Below are 14,366 nucleotides of genomic sequence, written 5' to 3'. Positions count from 1 at the left end.
GGGATTTAAAAATGAAAAAGCCAAAACGTACACTGGCCGGGGTGCTGGCCGCCGCGGTCTGTCTGTCGGCCGTGGTGTTCACCGGCTGTGCACAGAAAACGGGCGGAACCGCATCGTCCGGCAAACTCAAAGAGATCACCATCGCCGAGCCGGTACATCTCATCGGCTATCTGCCGCTGTATGTTGCGCAGCGCGAGGGGTATTTTAAGCAGCAGGGGCTGGATGTGAAGGTCATCCAGGCCACCGGCGGGGCGCATGTCACCGCGGTGGTAAGCGGCAGCGCGTGGGGCGTCATCGGTGGGGTGGATTCCAACGCGCTGGCAAATAAAAACAACAGCGATCCCATCGTTGGGTTCTGCAACGTCGTCAACCGCGCCAATGTCTATCTGGTGGCGGCAAAAGGGCTTGCACCGGCGAACAACAGCAAGGAAGCCTTGAAAGCATTTCTGAAAGGCAAAAAGATCGTGGCAGGGCGGCACGGCGGCTCACCTAATTTGCTCACGCGCTACCTGCTCATCCAGCTTGGACTTGACCCCGACAAAGATGCTCAACTGCTGGAACCGGCCGACGCATCCACCGTGGTCGCCATGCTGCAAAACGGTGCCGGGCAGATCGGCAACGGCGCGGAGCCGCAGATCAGCGACGGCATCTCTAAAGGGGTGTGGGGCGAGCCGTTCTATAAATTCTCCGATCTGGGCGACTTTTCCTATTCCGTGATGGGAACGAAAAAATCCACCTTGAAAAAAGACCCGCGGACCGTGCAGGAATTCACCAATGCCATGATTCGGGCGCTGAAGACCGTACATACCAACAAGGCCCTTGCCAAAAAGGACCTGAAGCTGGAGTTCCCGACCCTGACCGACGCGGCGCTGACCGCCTCGCTGAACCGGGCGTATCAGGATGACCTCTGGAGCACTGATGGCGTGATCTCGCAGAAGGCCGTGCAGAACGATATGGATGTGCTCATCAAAACAGGCATCTACCAGGGAAGCTATTCCTACAACACGCTGGTGGATATGCAGTTTGTGAAAAAAGCGCAGCCGTAACACGCCGCGCCTTCATATAGATTTACCAAACGCTGCCGCACAAACTGTGCGGCAGCGTTTGGCCTGTTACGTGTCTTTGAACGGATCGTGCAGGCCGGTGGGGCCGTGGTCGAACTCGGTGAGGTTGCCCCAATACCGCTTGGGCATGTGCCCCATGCGGCAGCGCGGGTTGTGCCGCCCCTGGATCTCAATGGTGTCGTAATACTGCTTCCATAGGCGGCGCATGGCCTGTTCCGTCTCGTCGGGGTCTGGCAGTGTCAATTCTTCCACCGGGACAATGCGCGCCTGATGCGGCCGGTAGACCAGCGCCATGCCGTGTGTCTTATCCAGAATGAGAAACCGCTCTTCGGGGTAGCGTGAGCGAAAATGCAGTGAAAGCAGCGGCAGGACAATGTTTTTCGGTTCGATTTCGGCTACCAGCGCACCGCCGAAAGCTGAAAACCGAATGAACCCTTTGAGCAGGTGGCTTTCGTTGAGCAGGTGCCGCACGGCTTTTTGCAGGGTGTCCACCGCCGGGTCGGCCAGATGGTCGCGCACGGCGGGACCCAGGCGGTAGCCCAGCCGCAGAAACAGCAGGATGTGCCGCTCTTTCTGCGGCAGGCAGGTCAGGAACGCGTGCTGTATGAATTCCGGCATCTCGGCGCCCAGTTTTGCCGGGATGGAGGTTGCCACCCGTCTGGCCTTCTGCGGGTCGGTGGCAATATCCTTGACGGGAAAGAAAGTGGTCTGCGGCAGCGCGGCGGAGAGGATATCCGCCGGGACTTCTTTGGCGGCGTAGCTTTCGAACACGCAGCAGAGCAGGCCGTCGAAGCTGCCGTCATAGCGGTAGATCAGATTTGGCCGGTCAGGCATTTTTGCAGATCCTCCCAGGTCGGGGTAAGCTGCGGCGCGCCCGGTTGATCAAACAGCGAGAGCTGCCGGGGCCGAAGCACGGACGGCGCGTCTTCCTGCAGGCGGGCCAGCGCCTGCTCGGAGAGCAGTGCGCGGATGGCCGCGTCTTTGGTTTGCATCAAGCCTTGCCGCTGCCTGTCCCGGCAAGTGATGAAATACTGCGCGCGCTTGAGCACCACGCCCAGCTTTTTGAGCGCGTCGAAATCCAGCGAGCCTGCGCGTCGCACCCGCAGGATGCGTTTGGCGCTTGTCACGCCGATGCCCGGCACCCGCAGCAGCGTGGCGTAGTCGGCTCGGTTGACCTCCACCGGGAACTGTTCCAGATGGTGCAGCGCCCAGTTGCACTTGGGGTCAAGATAAGGGTTGAAGTCCGGGTGGGCATCGTCCAGCAGTTCGTCGGCGGAAAAGCCGTAGAACCGCAGCAGCCAGTCCGCCTGATAGAGACGGTGCTCGCGCAGCAGCGGCGGCTTGACATCCCGCGCGGGCAGCAGGGTGTCCTCGTTCATCGGCATATAGGCGGAATAAAAGACCCGCTTGAGCTTGTACTTGCCATACAATGCTTCCGACAGGCGCAAAATCTGGTAATCGCTTTCCGGTGTGGCGCCGATGACCATCTGGGTGCTTTGCCCGGCGGGGGCAAAACGCGGCGCGTGGCGGTATTTGACCAGATCGGTGCGGTTCTCCGCGATGCGCCCGGTGATGAAGCCCATCGGTTTTAATATGGACGTTTTCGATTTGTCGGGCGCCAGCAGCCGCAGGCTCTCGTTGGACGGCATTTCGATGTTGACGCTGACGCGGTCGGCCAGCATGCCCAGGCGGGCGATGAGCGCGCTGTCTGCCCCCGGGATGGCTTTGGCGTGGATGTAACCGGCGAAGCGGTATTCCTCGCGCAGCAGCCGCAGGGTCTCGATCATGCGCTCGCAGGTATAATCGGGATCACGCAGGACGCCGGAGCTTAGAAAGAGACCTTCAATGTAATTGCGGCGGTAGAATTGGATGGTGAGGTCGGCCAGTTCCTTCGGTGCGAAGGTGGCGCGCGGCGTGTCGTTGGAGCGGCGGTTGACGCAGTATTTGCAGTCGTAGATGCAGCTGTTGGTCATCAGCACCTTGAGCAGGGAGATGCATCGCCCGTCGCCCGCGAAGCTGTGGCAGATGCCGCAGGCGACCGCGCTGCCAATCTGCCCGAGCGCGGGCTGCCTGTCCACTCCGCTGGAGGTGCAGGCCGCGTCGTATTTGGCCGCGTCGGACAAAATCTGCAATTTTGCAAAGACATCCTGTGCCATTGTTTTTTCCCTCTGTTTCGCGGAGACCGTTTCTATCGGTAAAACCCGTCCAGCAGCCGGAAGCGGTTTTTCCGGTAGTCGATCTCGCCAGCCCGCTTCATCCGGCTGAGTATGGCGGAGAGCGCGCTGCGGTCCACGCAGAGATAGTCGGCCATCTCCGCGCGGGAGAACGGGATAGTGAATGGATTGCCGCCGCCGTGCTCCCGTTGTTGCGCGAGGAACGCGTGCACCTTTTCATGCAGCGTGCGGCGGCCCACGCAATCAAGCTTTTCGTTGAGCGCCAGCGTTTTGCGGGCAAACAGGTGCAGCATGTTTTCCACCAGCCGGGAATGGAACGCGCAGGCCGACGTGCAGCTGTAAATGATACGGTGAAAATTGAGGAACAGCACGCGCACGTCGGTCTCGGCCGTCACGGTTACGGGGGAATGTGCCATTCCCAGGCAGGCGAACATTTCGGCAAACAATTCGCCCGGTTCCACCCGCCCGAGCATGTTGCGGTTACCGGCCTCGTCCTCACGGGCGATCTGTGCGCTGCCTGCCAACAGCAGTCCCACACTGTCCACCGGTTCCCCGGCCAGCAGTACAATCTCACCTTTTACGGCTGAACGTATCCGCGCGCCCAGGCAGGGCAGCAGCTTTTCCAGTTCTTCCGGGCGGATGTGTTCAAAAACAGGCATTGCGGCGATTTGGGTCAGATCATTCTGCAATTCACTCACTCCGTTGCTTTTACAACCGATTTGGATGCTTCATTGTACTATACTGGGCACACAAAAGCAAGTGATTCCGGGGTTTGCACCCGTTTTATCCAAACCGATGCAGGAGGAACAGAAATGTCTGAGATGTTTTGCTTTCAGTGTGAACAAACGGCGAAAGGCTGCGGCTGCACCGTGGCCGGCGTATGCGGCAAAAAGGCGTCCACGGCCAACTTACAGGATGAACTGACCGGCGCGCTGGCCGCGCTGGCGCTCGCTGCCAAAGAAGGAAACGAAGAAGTCTATCGGGCGGTGGTGGACGGTCTGTTTGTCACCGTGACCAACGTGGCGTTCGACGACGATGCCATCCGCGCGCAGATCGAGAAAACCGACCGGCTGACGGCGTCGCTGGGCGGCGACACCGCCCATCCGCTGGATATGCAGACCCTTTGGCACGCGCAGGACGACGATCGCTCGCTGAAAAGCCTGCTGTTGTTCGGCATGCGCGGTATGGCGGCCTATGCGTATCACGCGCGCGTGCTGGGCTACCGGGACGAAGCGGTGGATGCGTTTTTTCTCAAAGGCCTGCGCGCGCTCGGTGCGGAACGGTCCATCGACGCGCTGCTGGGGCTGGATATGGAGTGCGGCGAAGTCAACCTCAAATGCATGGCGCTGCTGGACAAAGCCAACACCGAGACCTACGGCACGCCCGAACCGACCAACGTGACCACCAACGTCGCGCCCGGCCCGTTCATCGTGGTGTCCGGCCACGACCTCAAAGATCTGGAACTGCTGCTCAAACAGACCGAGGGCAAGGGCGTGAACGTCTATACCCACGGCGAGATGTTACCCGCGCACGCTTATCCCAAGCTGAAAGCCTATGCGCACCTAAAAGGCAACTTCGGCACGGCGTGGCAGAACCAGCAGAAGGAGTTCGACGACATCCGCGGCGCGGTGCTGTTCACCACCAACTGCCTCATGCCGGTGAAGCCGAGCTACGCCGACCGCGTGTTCACCACCGAGGTGGTGTCTTATCCCGGGCTGGTGCATGTGGGGGAAGACAAGGACTTCACCCCGGTGATCGAGCGGGCGCTGGAACTGGGCGGATACCCCGAAGGCCGGAAGATGACCGGCATCAACGGCGGCGAGACCCTCACCACCGGATTTGGCTGGGGCACGGTGCTGTCGGTGGCCGACAAGGTGATCGACGCGGTGAAGGCCGGAGCCATCAAGCATTTCTTCCTCGTGGGCGGCTGCGACGGCGCGAAGCCCGGCCGGAACTACTACACGGAGTTTGTGGAGAAAGCGCCGAAGGATACCGTTATCCTCACGCTGGCGTGCGGGAAATACCGCTTTAACGACCTGGATCTCGGCGACATCGGCGGCATCCCGCGCCTGCTGGACATGGGCCAGTGCAACGACGCCTACGGCGCCATCCGGGTGGCGCTCGCGCTGTCCGAAGCGTTCGGCGCGGGTGTGAACGAGCTGCCGCTCAGCCTGGTGCTGTCGTGGTATGAGCAGAAAGCCGTCTGCATCCTGCTCACGCTGCTCTCGCTGGGCATCCGGAACATCCACATCGGGCCGTCGCTGCCGGCGTTCGTGTCGCCGGGCGTGCTGAACGTGCTGGTTGAAAAATTCGGGCTGACCCCCATTTCCACCCCCGACGCGGATCTGCAGAAACTGCTTGCCTGATCTCCCGGAGAAAATTAAAAAAAGCCGTGTGCCGTGTGCACACGGCTTTTTTGCGCGCCCGGCAGGGGGGCGTTTGCCGCCTGCGGGCTGCGGCGGGGAACGGAATTGAGATATCTCATTATATCCTGTTTTTGCGAAAAATGCAAGTGCGGAGCCCTGCGCGGGCATGGAAAAAATGCGCTGTTTTGCCGTTTGCGCGGCAAATGCTGCATAATGGGGACAACGGCGAATATACATGGTACTGCCAATCGAAATAAGGGACTCGCCATACGCGGCCGCAGGTGCATACCGGCTCCGCGGCGAGCCGCCAAACCGCGCACCAGGCGTGTGCACTCTGCCGCCGCGCCCTGCGTTCAAAGGAGAGATAACCTATGGATTTGCCCATCACGCGGGATACGGTCCGTGTCAGCGCGCCCGTTCTGGATACCGCCGCCGACCATCCTGTGGACTGCGACATCATCCTGCCAGACTATTGCCCCGATGTTTCGCGCGTGCTCAAGACCGAGGGCTGCGTGGAGATCGACGCCAAGCAGGTGGACGGCGCGCGCCTGACGGTCAGCGGCACCTTTTATGTCCGGGTGCTATACATCACGGAAAATTCGGGCAATGTGCGCTGCCTCAAGCATGAAACGGCGTTTACCCATACGTTCGATCTGGGCGAGGAGGGCGTGGAAGCCCGCGCGCGGGTAAGGGCCCGGGTGGCCTATGTCAACTGTCGGCTGATCGGCCCCAGACGGGTGCAGGTGCGTGGGTCGCTCGCCATCCGCGCGATCGTGATGGTCGAGCGGGAGGAGGAGTTCATCAGCGGCGTGGAGGATACGCGTCTGGAAACGTGCGCCCGCCCCGTGCGGTGCAGCACGCATGTCGGCTCGGCGGAAAAACCCTTCGACGTGCATGAGCAGTTGGAGATCAGCTACGGCAAACCTCCGGTGGCGTCTGTCATTCAGACCGACGCGGTGGCCGTCGTGCAGGACTACAAACTCATCAGCAACAAAGTCATCGCCAAGGGCGAGATTCGGCTCAAGACCCTCTATTCCGCTGAAACGGAAGACGGAGAGGGCGGCGTGGAAGTGATGGAACACGCCATCCCCGTCAGCCAGATCATCGACCTGCCGGGTGTGGACGAGGACTGCGGCTGCACGCTGCGGCTCATCCCCGGAGTGGTGAACTCCACCGCCCAGCCCGACGGCGAGGGCGAAAACCGCAAGCTGGATGTGCAGATGACCGTGACGGCGGAGGTAAGCGCCTACCGCACCCGGGAGGTTACGGCGCTGATCGACGCGTTCAGCCCGGAGTATGAAGTGGCGCTCCAGACGCGGCCGGTCACGCTGCTGCATGTGGCCGACACCGTCCACACCACCGAGATGGTGCGACAGACGGTGGAACTGGAAGCGGTGGAACTCAAGTCCGTGACCGACTGCACGGTGCAGGCAAACCTCACCGAAAGCAAGTTTGAGGGTGGCGCGCTGCTGCTGACGGGAGAACTGCAGGTCTCGGTCTTTGCGGTGGATGTGCAGGGCGGGCCGGTCTGCGCCGACAAAACGGTGCCGTTCAGCATTCGGGAGGAACTCAAAAACGCGTCCGGGAGCATGCGCGGCGACCCGGATGTGCAGGTGGTTTCCAACAGCTATACGCTCTCCGGGCCGAACCGGCTGGACCTGCGGGTGGAATGCGCGGTGGACGCCACCGTTTTTACGGCAGTGCAGGAAAACGCTGTGGCCGACCTGGATATGGACGACTCGCAGCCGAAAGAATTGCCGCCGCAGAAAACACTGACGCTCTATTTTGCCGATAAAGGCGAGAGTGTCTGGGAAATCGCCAAACGATACAATACGTCGCCGGAGGGCATCAAGCAGGAAAACAATCTGGAAGAAGACGCGCTGGACGCGCGCAGTATGCTGTTGATTCCCAAACAGCGCCGGCACAAGAGCTGACCGGTCACAAGCCGCCGCTGGATACGCGCAGCATGAGGCCGTATACGCGGCTGGCCATGCGAGAAATAGGGCGGTCGATCAAACACTGACAAAGAGCGGGCCCGCCAAGGCCGCCCATGCGGGCGCGGTGGGGTGCCGTGAAAAGCAAACAAGGAGGAACGGGCATGGACAGCCGCAGCATCTATCAGGATATCGCACAGCGGACGGACGGCGACATCTACATCGGGGTGGTCGGCCCCGTCCGCACCGGGAAATCGACTTTTATCAAGCGGTTCATGGAAACGCTGGTGCTCCCGAATATCGAGGGCAGCTACAAGCACGACCGCGCGGTGGATGAAATGCCCCAGAGCGCGGCGGGCCGCACCATCATGACCACCGAGCCGAAATTTATCCCCAACGAGGCCGTGGAGGTCACACTGGCCGACAACGCGAAGTTCCGCGTGCGGATGATCGACTGTGTGGGGTATATCGTGCCCAGTGCGCTGGGCTACATCGAGAACGACAATCCCCGCATGGTGATGACGCCGTGGTTCGACAAGGAGATTCCTTTCAATATGGCGGCCGAGATCGGCACCCGCAAGGTCATCACCGAGCACTCCACCATCGGCCTGGTGGTGACGACGGACGGCTCCATCGGAGAGATCCCGCGCGACGAATATGCAGAGGCGGAAGAACGGGTGATAAACGAGCTCAAAGAAATAGAGAAGCCGTTCGTCATCCTGCTCAACAGCGTCCATCCCACGGCGGACGAAACCCAGACGCTGCGCACGCAAATGGAAGCGGCATACAACGTGCCGGTGCTGCCGGTCAACTGCGTGAACCTCGGGGAAGGGGAGATACGCAGCATCATCGAGACGGTGCTGTTCGAGTTCCCGGTCAAGGAGATCGGGGTCGATCTGCCGGACTGGATCGCCGCGCTGGAACCCGGCCACTGGCTGCACACCTCGCTGTACAGCACCATCCACGACTCCGCGCAGGATATCTCGAAGATCCGCGAGGTGCGCGGCGCGCTGGACGGCATCCGCGGAAACGAGTATGTGACGGATGTGCGGCTGGCCAGCGTCGATCTCGGGCGCGGTACCGCCGGGCTGAAGGTGGAGGTGCAGCCGGGCCTCTTCTACAAGGTGCTGGGTGAGACGACAGGCTTTGAGATCACCAGTGAGGGCGATCTCATCGAGCTGATGCAGAGCCTGGCCGCTTCCAAGAAAGAGTATGACAAGGTGAAAAACGCGCTCGACGAGGTGAAAGCCACGGGCTACGGCATCGTGATGCCGACTATGGAGGAAATGACGCTGGAAGACCCCGAGATCGTGCGGCAGGGCGGGCGGTACGGCGTGCGCCTGAAAGCAAGCTCGGAATCCATCCATATGCTCAAATGCCGCGTGGTGTCGGAGATCAACCCCATCGTCGGGACGGAAAAGCAGTCCGAAGAACTGGTGGACTATCTGCTCAAGGAGTTTGAGGGAGACCCCGAGAAAATCTGGGATTCCAACATCTTCGGAAAATCCTTGCAGGAACTGGTCACCGAGGGCCTGCACAACAAGCTCTATCATATGCCGGTGGACGCGCGGGAAAAATTGCAGGAAACGCTGGAACGCATTATCAACGAGGGCTGCGGCGGCCTCATCTGCATCATCCTGTGACGCGCGCGCCGTATATCGCAAAACGCCCGGCAGATATTTCTGCCGGGCGTTTTGGCGACGTGTTTTCTACTTATTGCGGCGGGAATTGGGCCGGAGCTTCTCCAAAAGAGCTATGTCCTGCGGTTCTTTTGTGTAGGTATTCTCTCCATCTTGCTGCGCCTTCACCAGCAAGTCGACCGCATCCGCCACGTTCGCGGCCAGTTGGAAATACATGGATTTATAGTCGGGCATGGTATAACCACCTCGTCATGGAGTATGGTATTATTATAAAGTGAGATCACCTTGGCGTCAACAAAATCTTATCATGTCTATATATCGAAATGACATGGAGGAGTTGCAATGCCATCTAATCTGCCGCAATTCACGTTACGCATATCGCTTATACTATTGAAAAAACTGCGCTATATCGCCGAATACAATGCGCGTTCCGCCAATCGTGAGGTGGAACTGCTGATTCAGAAGCATGTGCGGTCATTTGAAAAAGAGCATGGGGAAATTCATCTGAAAGACTAAGAAAAGGGTGCCGGTATAGAAAACACTTCCATAACGCCTTTTTTGACATAACGTGAAGGAGTTGCAATGCCATCTGATTTGCCGCGTTTTACGATCCGTATTTCATCTGTTTCACTGAAAAAAATAAGATATGTAGCCGAATACAACGCACGCTCCGCAAACCGGGAAGTGGAGCTGCTCATTCGCAGGCATGTGCAGGCGTTTGAGAAAGAGCACGGCGAAATCCCGTTGGAAGACTGACAAAACCACCTTTACGGACAAACCGCAAAGGTGGTTTTTACTGCATATCAAGTATCTATTACATCCACCGCTGCCAGAACGTTTTGCCGCACGAGGGGCACCGCACCAGACGCTGCCGGATCAAATGGATGCTGGGCTGGAAGTGCGGCAGCGTGAACACCGTGCCGCAATAGGGGCACTGGAACGTGTCGTCCCGGCGAAATTTCCGATGGGAGAGGAAATAGCGAAAATAGAAGACGACGGCAAGCGCGAACATGGCCGCAATGAGCAGGAGTGCCGTGACCCCTTTCCAAAAGCCGGCCAATGTGGTGAGCATCATATGCCGGTGCGCTGGCGCACGGAGCCGCCGCGCCCGCCGTGCGGATTACCCGGTCGCCCCGCCGGGCGATATCCGCCGCTGTGTGCGTTCCCGGTGCGCGGATTGCGCGGAGCCGGTCTGCGTCCGCCGCCGTGTCCGCCCTGTTTCGGCGGCGCGGTGGGCGCCATGGTAGCCGGATACGGGTGATCGTTTTCCACCGGGATGTGCTTGCCGATCAACCGCTCAATGGTGCGCAGGTAATCGTGTTCTTCTTCGTCGCAGAACGAAAAGGCCATGCCGCTCTGCCCGGCGCGCCCCGTGCGCCCGATGCGGTGCACATAGGTTTCCGGCTCATTGGGAAGGTCGTAGTTGATGACGTGTGACAGCTCGGTCACGTCAATGCCGCGCGCGGCGATGTCGGTGGCCACCAGCACATGAATCTTCCGGCTCTTGAATTCGCGCAGCGCCTGTTGGCGCGCGCTCTGTGACTTGTTGCCGTGGATGGCTTTGGACGGAATGCCTGCTTTTTCGAGGTGCTCCACAATCTTGTTCGCGCCGTGCTTGGTGCGGGAAAAGACCAGCACCGATTCCATATCGGCGGTTTTCAGCAGATGCACCAGCAGGTGTTTCTTGTTCTTTTTATCCACATAAAAGAGTTTCTGTTCCACCGTTTCCGCCGTGGAGGAGACCGGCGCCACCGACACCTGCGCGGGGTTTTTGAGCAGCTTGTCGGCCAGCCTGGCAATGTCCGGCGGCATGGTGGCGGAAAACAGCAGGGTCTGCCGGTTTTGCGGGAGCTTTTCCACCACCTTGTGCACGTCGTGGATGAAGCCCATGTCCAGCATGCGGTCGGCCTCGTCGAGTACAAAATAGGACACATGCGAGAGATCGACATGCCGCTGGTTCATCAGGTCCAGCAGGCGGCCGGGGGTGGCGACAAGGATATCCACGCCTTCGCGCAGCCTGCTCACCTGCGGGATCTGCGAAACGCCGCCGAAGATCACCGTATTGCGCAGGTGCAGGAAGCGGCTGTATTGGTCAAAGCTCTCCTTGATCTGGATGGCCAGCTCCCGGGTGGGGGAAAGCACCAGCGCGCGGATGTGCCGCGAACCGGTGGATTGACCATGCTCCCGGCAAAGCAGATCGAGAATGGGCACGGCAAACGCGGCGGTCTTTCCGGTGCCGGTCTGCGCGGTGCCGAGCAGGTCGCGCTTTTCCAGAATGTAGGGGATGGACTGTTCCTGAATGGGGGTGGGCTGCTCATATCCGGCGGCCGCGAGGGCTTTGAGGATGCTGGGGTTCAGTTGAAGCTGTGAAAACTGCATGTAGATCTCCTTAAGGTTCTATAATAGCCGGCTTTTCGCATGCAAGTGCGCGCGCTGTGTCCGGTGTAGGGCACGTTTATAGTTGATGGCAGCGTGTGCGCCGGCCTGTAAATTTCGTTCCTGAACGATGCGGGCGGGCAGGCGCCGCGTCCGCCGCAACCAAACAGCATCTATTCTACCACGTTTTTGCCGGGATAGAAAGATTCTTTTTGTATTCTTGTCCCATCGTGTGAGAATGGACGAGCCCGACTGCTTTTTTGGACGCCCCAAAAGTCTTTCGCACTTTTCGCAAGATCGGGCGGGGCGGTTCATGCAGTGGATTGTGCTTTGCAGAACGTCCGGCGCCATGCTATACTGGTACAAAAGCGGCGGCGGTGCCGTTCGTTTTTGTATTTTTCCAACGTTTTTCCTTTTGTTCAAAGGTTATGAAAAGGGGGGAGCGCTTTGTTCCACAATAACAAACAGGCCGCGCTGGCTGCCCGTGTGCTTCTGGTGCTGCTGGGCGCGGCCCTCTACTCCATAGGTCTGGAGATCTTCCTTGTGCCCAATAATGTGATTGACGGCGGTGTGATGGGCGTGGCGATTATCGTCAGCCATCTCAGCGGTTTGCCGCTCGGTCTGTTCACGTTTTTGCTGAATGTTCCGTTTTTTGTCATCGGCTATAAGCAGATCGGCAAAAGCTTCACATTCACCACATTGTTCGCGGTCCTGGCGGTTTCACTGGGTGTTTCGCTCCTGCACCCGGTGCCCAGTCTCACAGATCAGCCGCTGCTGGCCGGTGTGTTCGGCGGCGTGATTGTTGGCGTGGGCGTAGGGCTCATTATCCGCAACGGGGGCTCGCTTGACGGCTCGGAGATCATTGCCATCATCCTTGATAAAAAAGTGGGGTTCTCGATCGGCGAGATCGTGATGTTTATGAACCTGTTCATCCTTTCCAGCGCGGGGTTCGTGTTCGGTTGGAACCGGGCGATGTATTCGCTCATCGCTTACTTCATCGCATTTAAGGCCATTGACGTGGTCGTCGAAGGTGTGGACGAATCGCGCGCGGTTATGGTGATTTCCGACCGGTATGAAGACATTACCGCCGCTGTCCGCGACCGTCTTGGCCGGAGCGGTACATTGCTCGACGCGCGCGGCGGCTACCTGAAAAACGATGCAACCGTGCTGTATGTGGTGGTTTCCCGCCTGGAGATCGCCAAACTGAAGTCCATCGTGCTGGATTTTGACCCGAACGCGCTGGTCACCATCGGCAGCGTGGAGGTGGCCGGGCAGAAATATCAGAAGCGACCTATCCATTGATTTTCCAATCGTTTTCACCAACCCCTGCATAAAGGGTTGGATTGAGATCGCCGGCGCGGCGGATTCCGATCACATCGGCTGCGTGGAGTGGACGATATGCGGCGGCAGCGCGGACGGTTTGAGAATTTTTCTTGATTAACCGGCATTCCTATTATAAAATGGGGGTAAGGAGTTGATTTTGTGTTAAAATTATTCAGAGCACCCCATAACTATGTGCAGGGGAAAGACGCTTTACTCGAGACCTATGACAATGTGAAAGATTTTGGCAAATCTTTTTTGTTCGTGTGCAGCCGCAGTGCGCATAAGCAGGCGCGCCCGGTAATCGAAAAAAGCTTCGAGGGCAAAGAAAACAAGCTGATTTTTGAAATTTTCGGCGGCATCAGTTCCAACGGCGAAATCGAGCGGATGCGTCAGATCGTGCGTGAAAACGACATCGACGTCGTCTGCGGCGTGGGCGGCGGCAGCGCCATCGACACCGCGAAGGCGACGGCCTATTATGAGCACCGCCCGGTTGTCATCATCCCGACCGTTGCGGCGACCGACGCGCCCTGCACCGGCCTTTCGGTTATCTACAACGACGACGGTTCGTTCGATAAGTACATTTTCTATCCCAAAAACCCCGATGTGGTCATCGTGGATACCACCATTCTCTCCAAAGCGCCGGTTAAATTCCTTGTGGCCGGTATGGGCGACGCGCTGGGCACTTATTTTGAAGCCCGCGCCTGCGTGGCCAGCAACGCCCCCAGCCTGGAAAACGGCGGCGTTACCAAATCCGCTATGGCGCTCTGCGAACTCTGCTATGAGACTCTGCTGCGCGACGGCCTGAAAGCCAAGCAGGCGGTGGAACGGGGCCTGCTTACCCCGGCGGTGGAAAGCATCATCGAAGCCAATACCTTCCTGAGCGGCGTGGGTGCGGACAACGGCGGTCTCGCGGTCTCGCATTCGGTATACAACGGCTTTACGGCATTGGAGGAATGTGAAAAGACCCAGCACGGCAGCATCGTCGCGTTCGGTACCATCGCGCAGCTCCTGCTGGAAAACGCCGATCTGGAAGAGATCGGCGAAGTGGTGCATTTCTGCATCTCCGTCAGCCTGCCGGTCACGTTGGAGCAGATCGGTGTCACCGATGTCGAACGTGTGCACATCGCGGCGGAAAAAGCCTGCGCGCCGGGCGAGTCCATCCACAACCTGCTGGGCGACGTGACGCCGGACGCGCTGTATGATGCGCTGCTCGCCGCGGATGCGCTGGGCAAGACCTACCTGCAGTAATCCGTGCTTTGCCGGTAAGACGGGCATTTCCGTTTAAAAAGGCCCTGCCGGTACGGAACGATTTCCTTTTAAACGAATATGGTGAAAAAGCCCCCCGCCGTAGGATCATCAACTACGGCAGGGGGCTTTGTTATGAAACGAAAATGGACGGATATGGATCGGCATGCTGAAAAATACGGGAGACGTCGTCCGTCACGCAAAACGCAAAGGTCTTCATGCAAAAAGCCGAAAAAACCCGGAA

The 14,366-nt window shown here is 59.1% G+C and carries 14 protein-coding genes; 8 read left to right on the top strand and 6 right to left on the bottom strand.

All coding sequences use genetic code 11. From position 1 onward, the window contains the following. The first annotated feature begins 11 nt into the window (after positions 1-11). On the top strand, positions 12-1,046 hold the full coding sequence (locus ETHHA_RS08790; RefSeq protein ID WP_013485627.1) for an ABC transporter substrate-binding protein: 1,035 nt from the start codon (positions 12-14) through the stop codon (positions 1,044-1,046). A gap of 66 nt (positions 1,047-1,112) precedes the next feature. Here the strand turns inward: ETHHA_RS08790 and ETHHA_RS08785 are convergent, their stop codons facing one another. From ETHHA_RS08785 to ETHHA_RS08775, 3 genes are read right to left on the bottom strand one after another with little or no spacing between them, the layout of a single operon-like run. Continuing rightward, entirely contained in the window at positions 1,113-1,898 is a 786-nt protein-coding gene (locus ETHHA_RS08785) for a TIGR03915 family putative DNA repair protein (RefSeq protein ID WP_013485626.1), read from the bottom strand. Then, positions 1,877-3,220, bottom strand: coding sequence for a putative DNA modification/repair radical SAM protein (locus ETHHA_RS08780; protein WP_013485625.1), 1,344 nt, complete (start codon positions 3,218-3,220; stop codon positions 1,877-1,879). The genes ETHHA_RS08785 and ETHHA_RS08780 overlap by 22 nt, the downstream gene beginning before the upstream one ends. Positions 3,221-3,252: 32 nt before the next feature. Then, positions 3,253-3,927 carry a Crp/Fnr family transcriptional regulator gene (locus tag ETHHA_RS08775; protein WP_013485624.1) on the bottom strand — a complete coding sequence of 225 codons (675 nt, stop codon included), beginning with the start codon at positions 3,925-3,927 and terminating at the stop codon, positions 3,253-3,255. A gap of 123 nt (positions 3,928-4,050) precedes the next feature. Here ETHHA_RS08775 and hcp point away from each other — a divergent pair, with 123 nt between their 5' ends. The 3 genes from hcp (at position 4,051) to spoIVA (ending at position 9,181) form a co-directional block, all read left to right on the top strand. Next, positions 4,051-5,604, top strand: coding sequence for a hydroxylamine reductase (gene hcp, locus ETHHA_RS08770; protein ID WP_013485623.1), 1,554 nt, complete (start codon positions 4,051-4,053; stop codon positions 5,602-5,604). Positions 5,605-5,975: 371 nt separating this feature from the next. Continuing rightward, positions 5,976-7,538: a DUF3794 and LysM peptidoglycan-binding domain-containing protein gene (locus tag ETHHA_RS08765; protein WP_013485622.1), complete on the top strand. Its 1,563-nt coding sequence runs from the start codon at positions 5,976-5,978 to the stop codon at positions 7,536-7,538. Between the two features lie 164 nt (positions 7,539-7,702). After that, positions 7,703-9,181, top strand: coding sequence for a stage IV sporulation protein A (spoIVA, locus tag ETHHA_RS08760; RefSeq protein ID WP_013485621.1), 1,479 nt, complete (start codon positions 7,703-7,705; stop codon positions 9,179-9,181). 66 nt (positions 9,182-9,247) lie between these two features. Here spoIVA and ETHHA_RS15875 read toward each other — a convergent pair whose 3' ends face one another. Beyond that, positions 9,248-9,412: a hypothetical protein gene (locus tag ETHHA_RS15875; protein WP_013485620.1), complete on the bottom strand. Its 165-nt coding sequence runs from the start codon at positions 9,410-9,412 to the stop codon at positions 9,248-9,250. A 108-nt stretch (positions 9,413-9,520) separates the two neighbouring features. On the opposite strand from ETHHA_RS15875, the gene ETHHA_RS15175 reads away from it, so the two are divergent. Continuing rightward, positions 9,521-9,694, top strand: coding sequence for an Arc family DNA-binding protein (locus tag ETHHA_RS15175; RefSeq protein WP_013485619.1), 174 nt, complete (start codon positions 9,521-9,523; stop codon positions 9,692-9,694). 66 nt (positions 9,695-9,760) lie between these two features. Further along, positions 9,761-9,934, top strand: a complete 174-nt coding sequence (locus tag ETHHA_RS15170) for an Arc family DNA-binding protein (protein ID WP_013485618.1) — start codon at positions 9,761-9,763, stop codon at positions 9,932-9,934. A 58-nt stretch (positions 9,935-9,992) separates the two neighbouring features. Here ETHHA_RS15170 and ETHHA_RS08755 read toward each other — a convergent pair whose 3' ends face one another. Then, on the bottom strand, positions 9,993-10,253 hold the full coding sequence (locus ETHHA_RS08755) for an MJ0042-type zinc finger domain-containing protein (RefSeq protein WP_041686800.1): 261 nt from the start codon (positions 10,251-10,253) through the stop codon (positions 9,993-9,995). After that, a complete protein-coding gene (locus ETHHA_RS08750) occupies positions 10,250-11,557 on the bottom strand; it encodes a DEAD/DEAH box helicase (RefSeq protein ID WP_013485617.1) in 1,308 nt (435 codons plus the stop codon). Before ETHHA_RS08750 ends, ETHHA_RS08755 begins: the two co-directional genes overlap by 4 nt. Before the next feature lie 444 nt (positions 11,558-12,001). On the opposite strand from ETHHA_RS08750, the gene ETHHA_RS08745 reads away from it, so the two are divergent. Next, positions 12,002-12,856, top strand: a complete 855-nt coding sequence (locus ETHHA_RS08745) for a YitT family protein (RefSeq protein ID WP_013485616.1) — start codon at positions 12,002-12,004, stop codon at positions 12,854-12,856. A gap of 180 nt (positions 12,857-13,036) precedes the next feature. After that, positions 13,037-14,125 (top strand): glycerol dehydrogenase, encoded by a 1,089-nt coding sequence (locus tag ETHHA_RS08740; RefSeq protein ID WP_013485615.1) that lies wholly within the window; start codon positions 13,037-13,039, stop codon positions 14,123-14,125. The last annotated feature ends 241 nt before the right edge of the window (positions 14,126-14,366 follow it).

The sequence above is a fragment of the Ethanoligenens harbinense YUAN-3 genome (assembly GCF_000178115.2).
Classification (GTDB): domain Bacteria; phylum Bacillota; class Clostridia; order Oscillospirales; family Ethanoligenentaceae; genus Ethanoligenens; species Ethanoligenens harbinense.
This window is presented reverse-complemented; position numbering and strand designations above follow the sequence as displayed.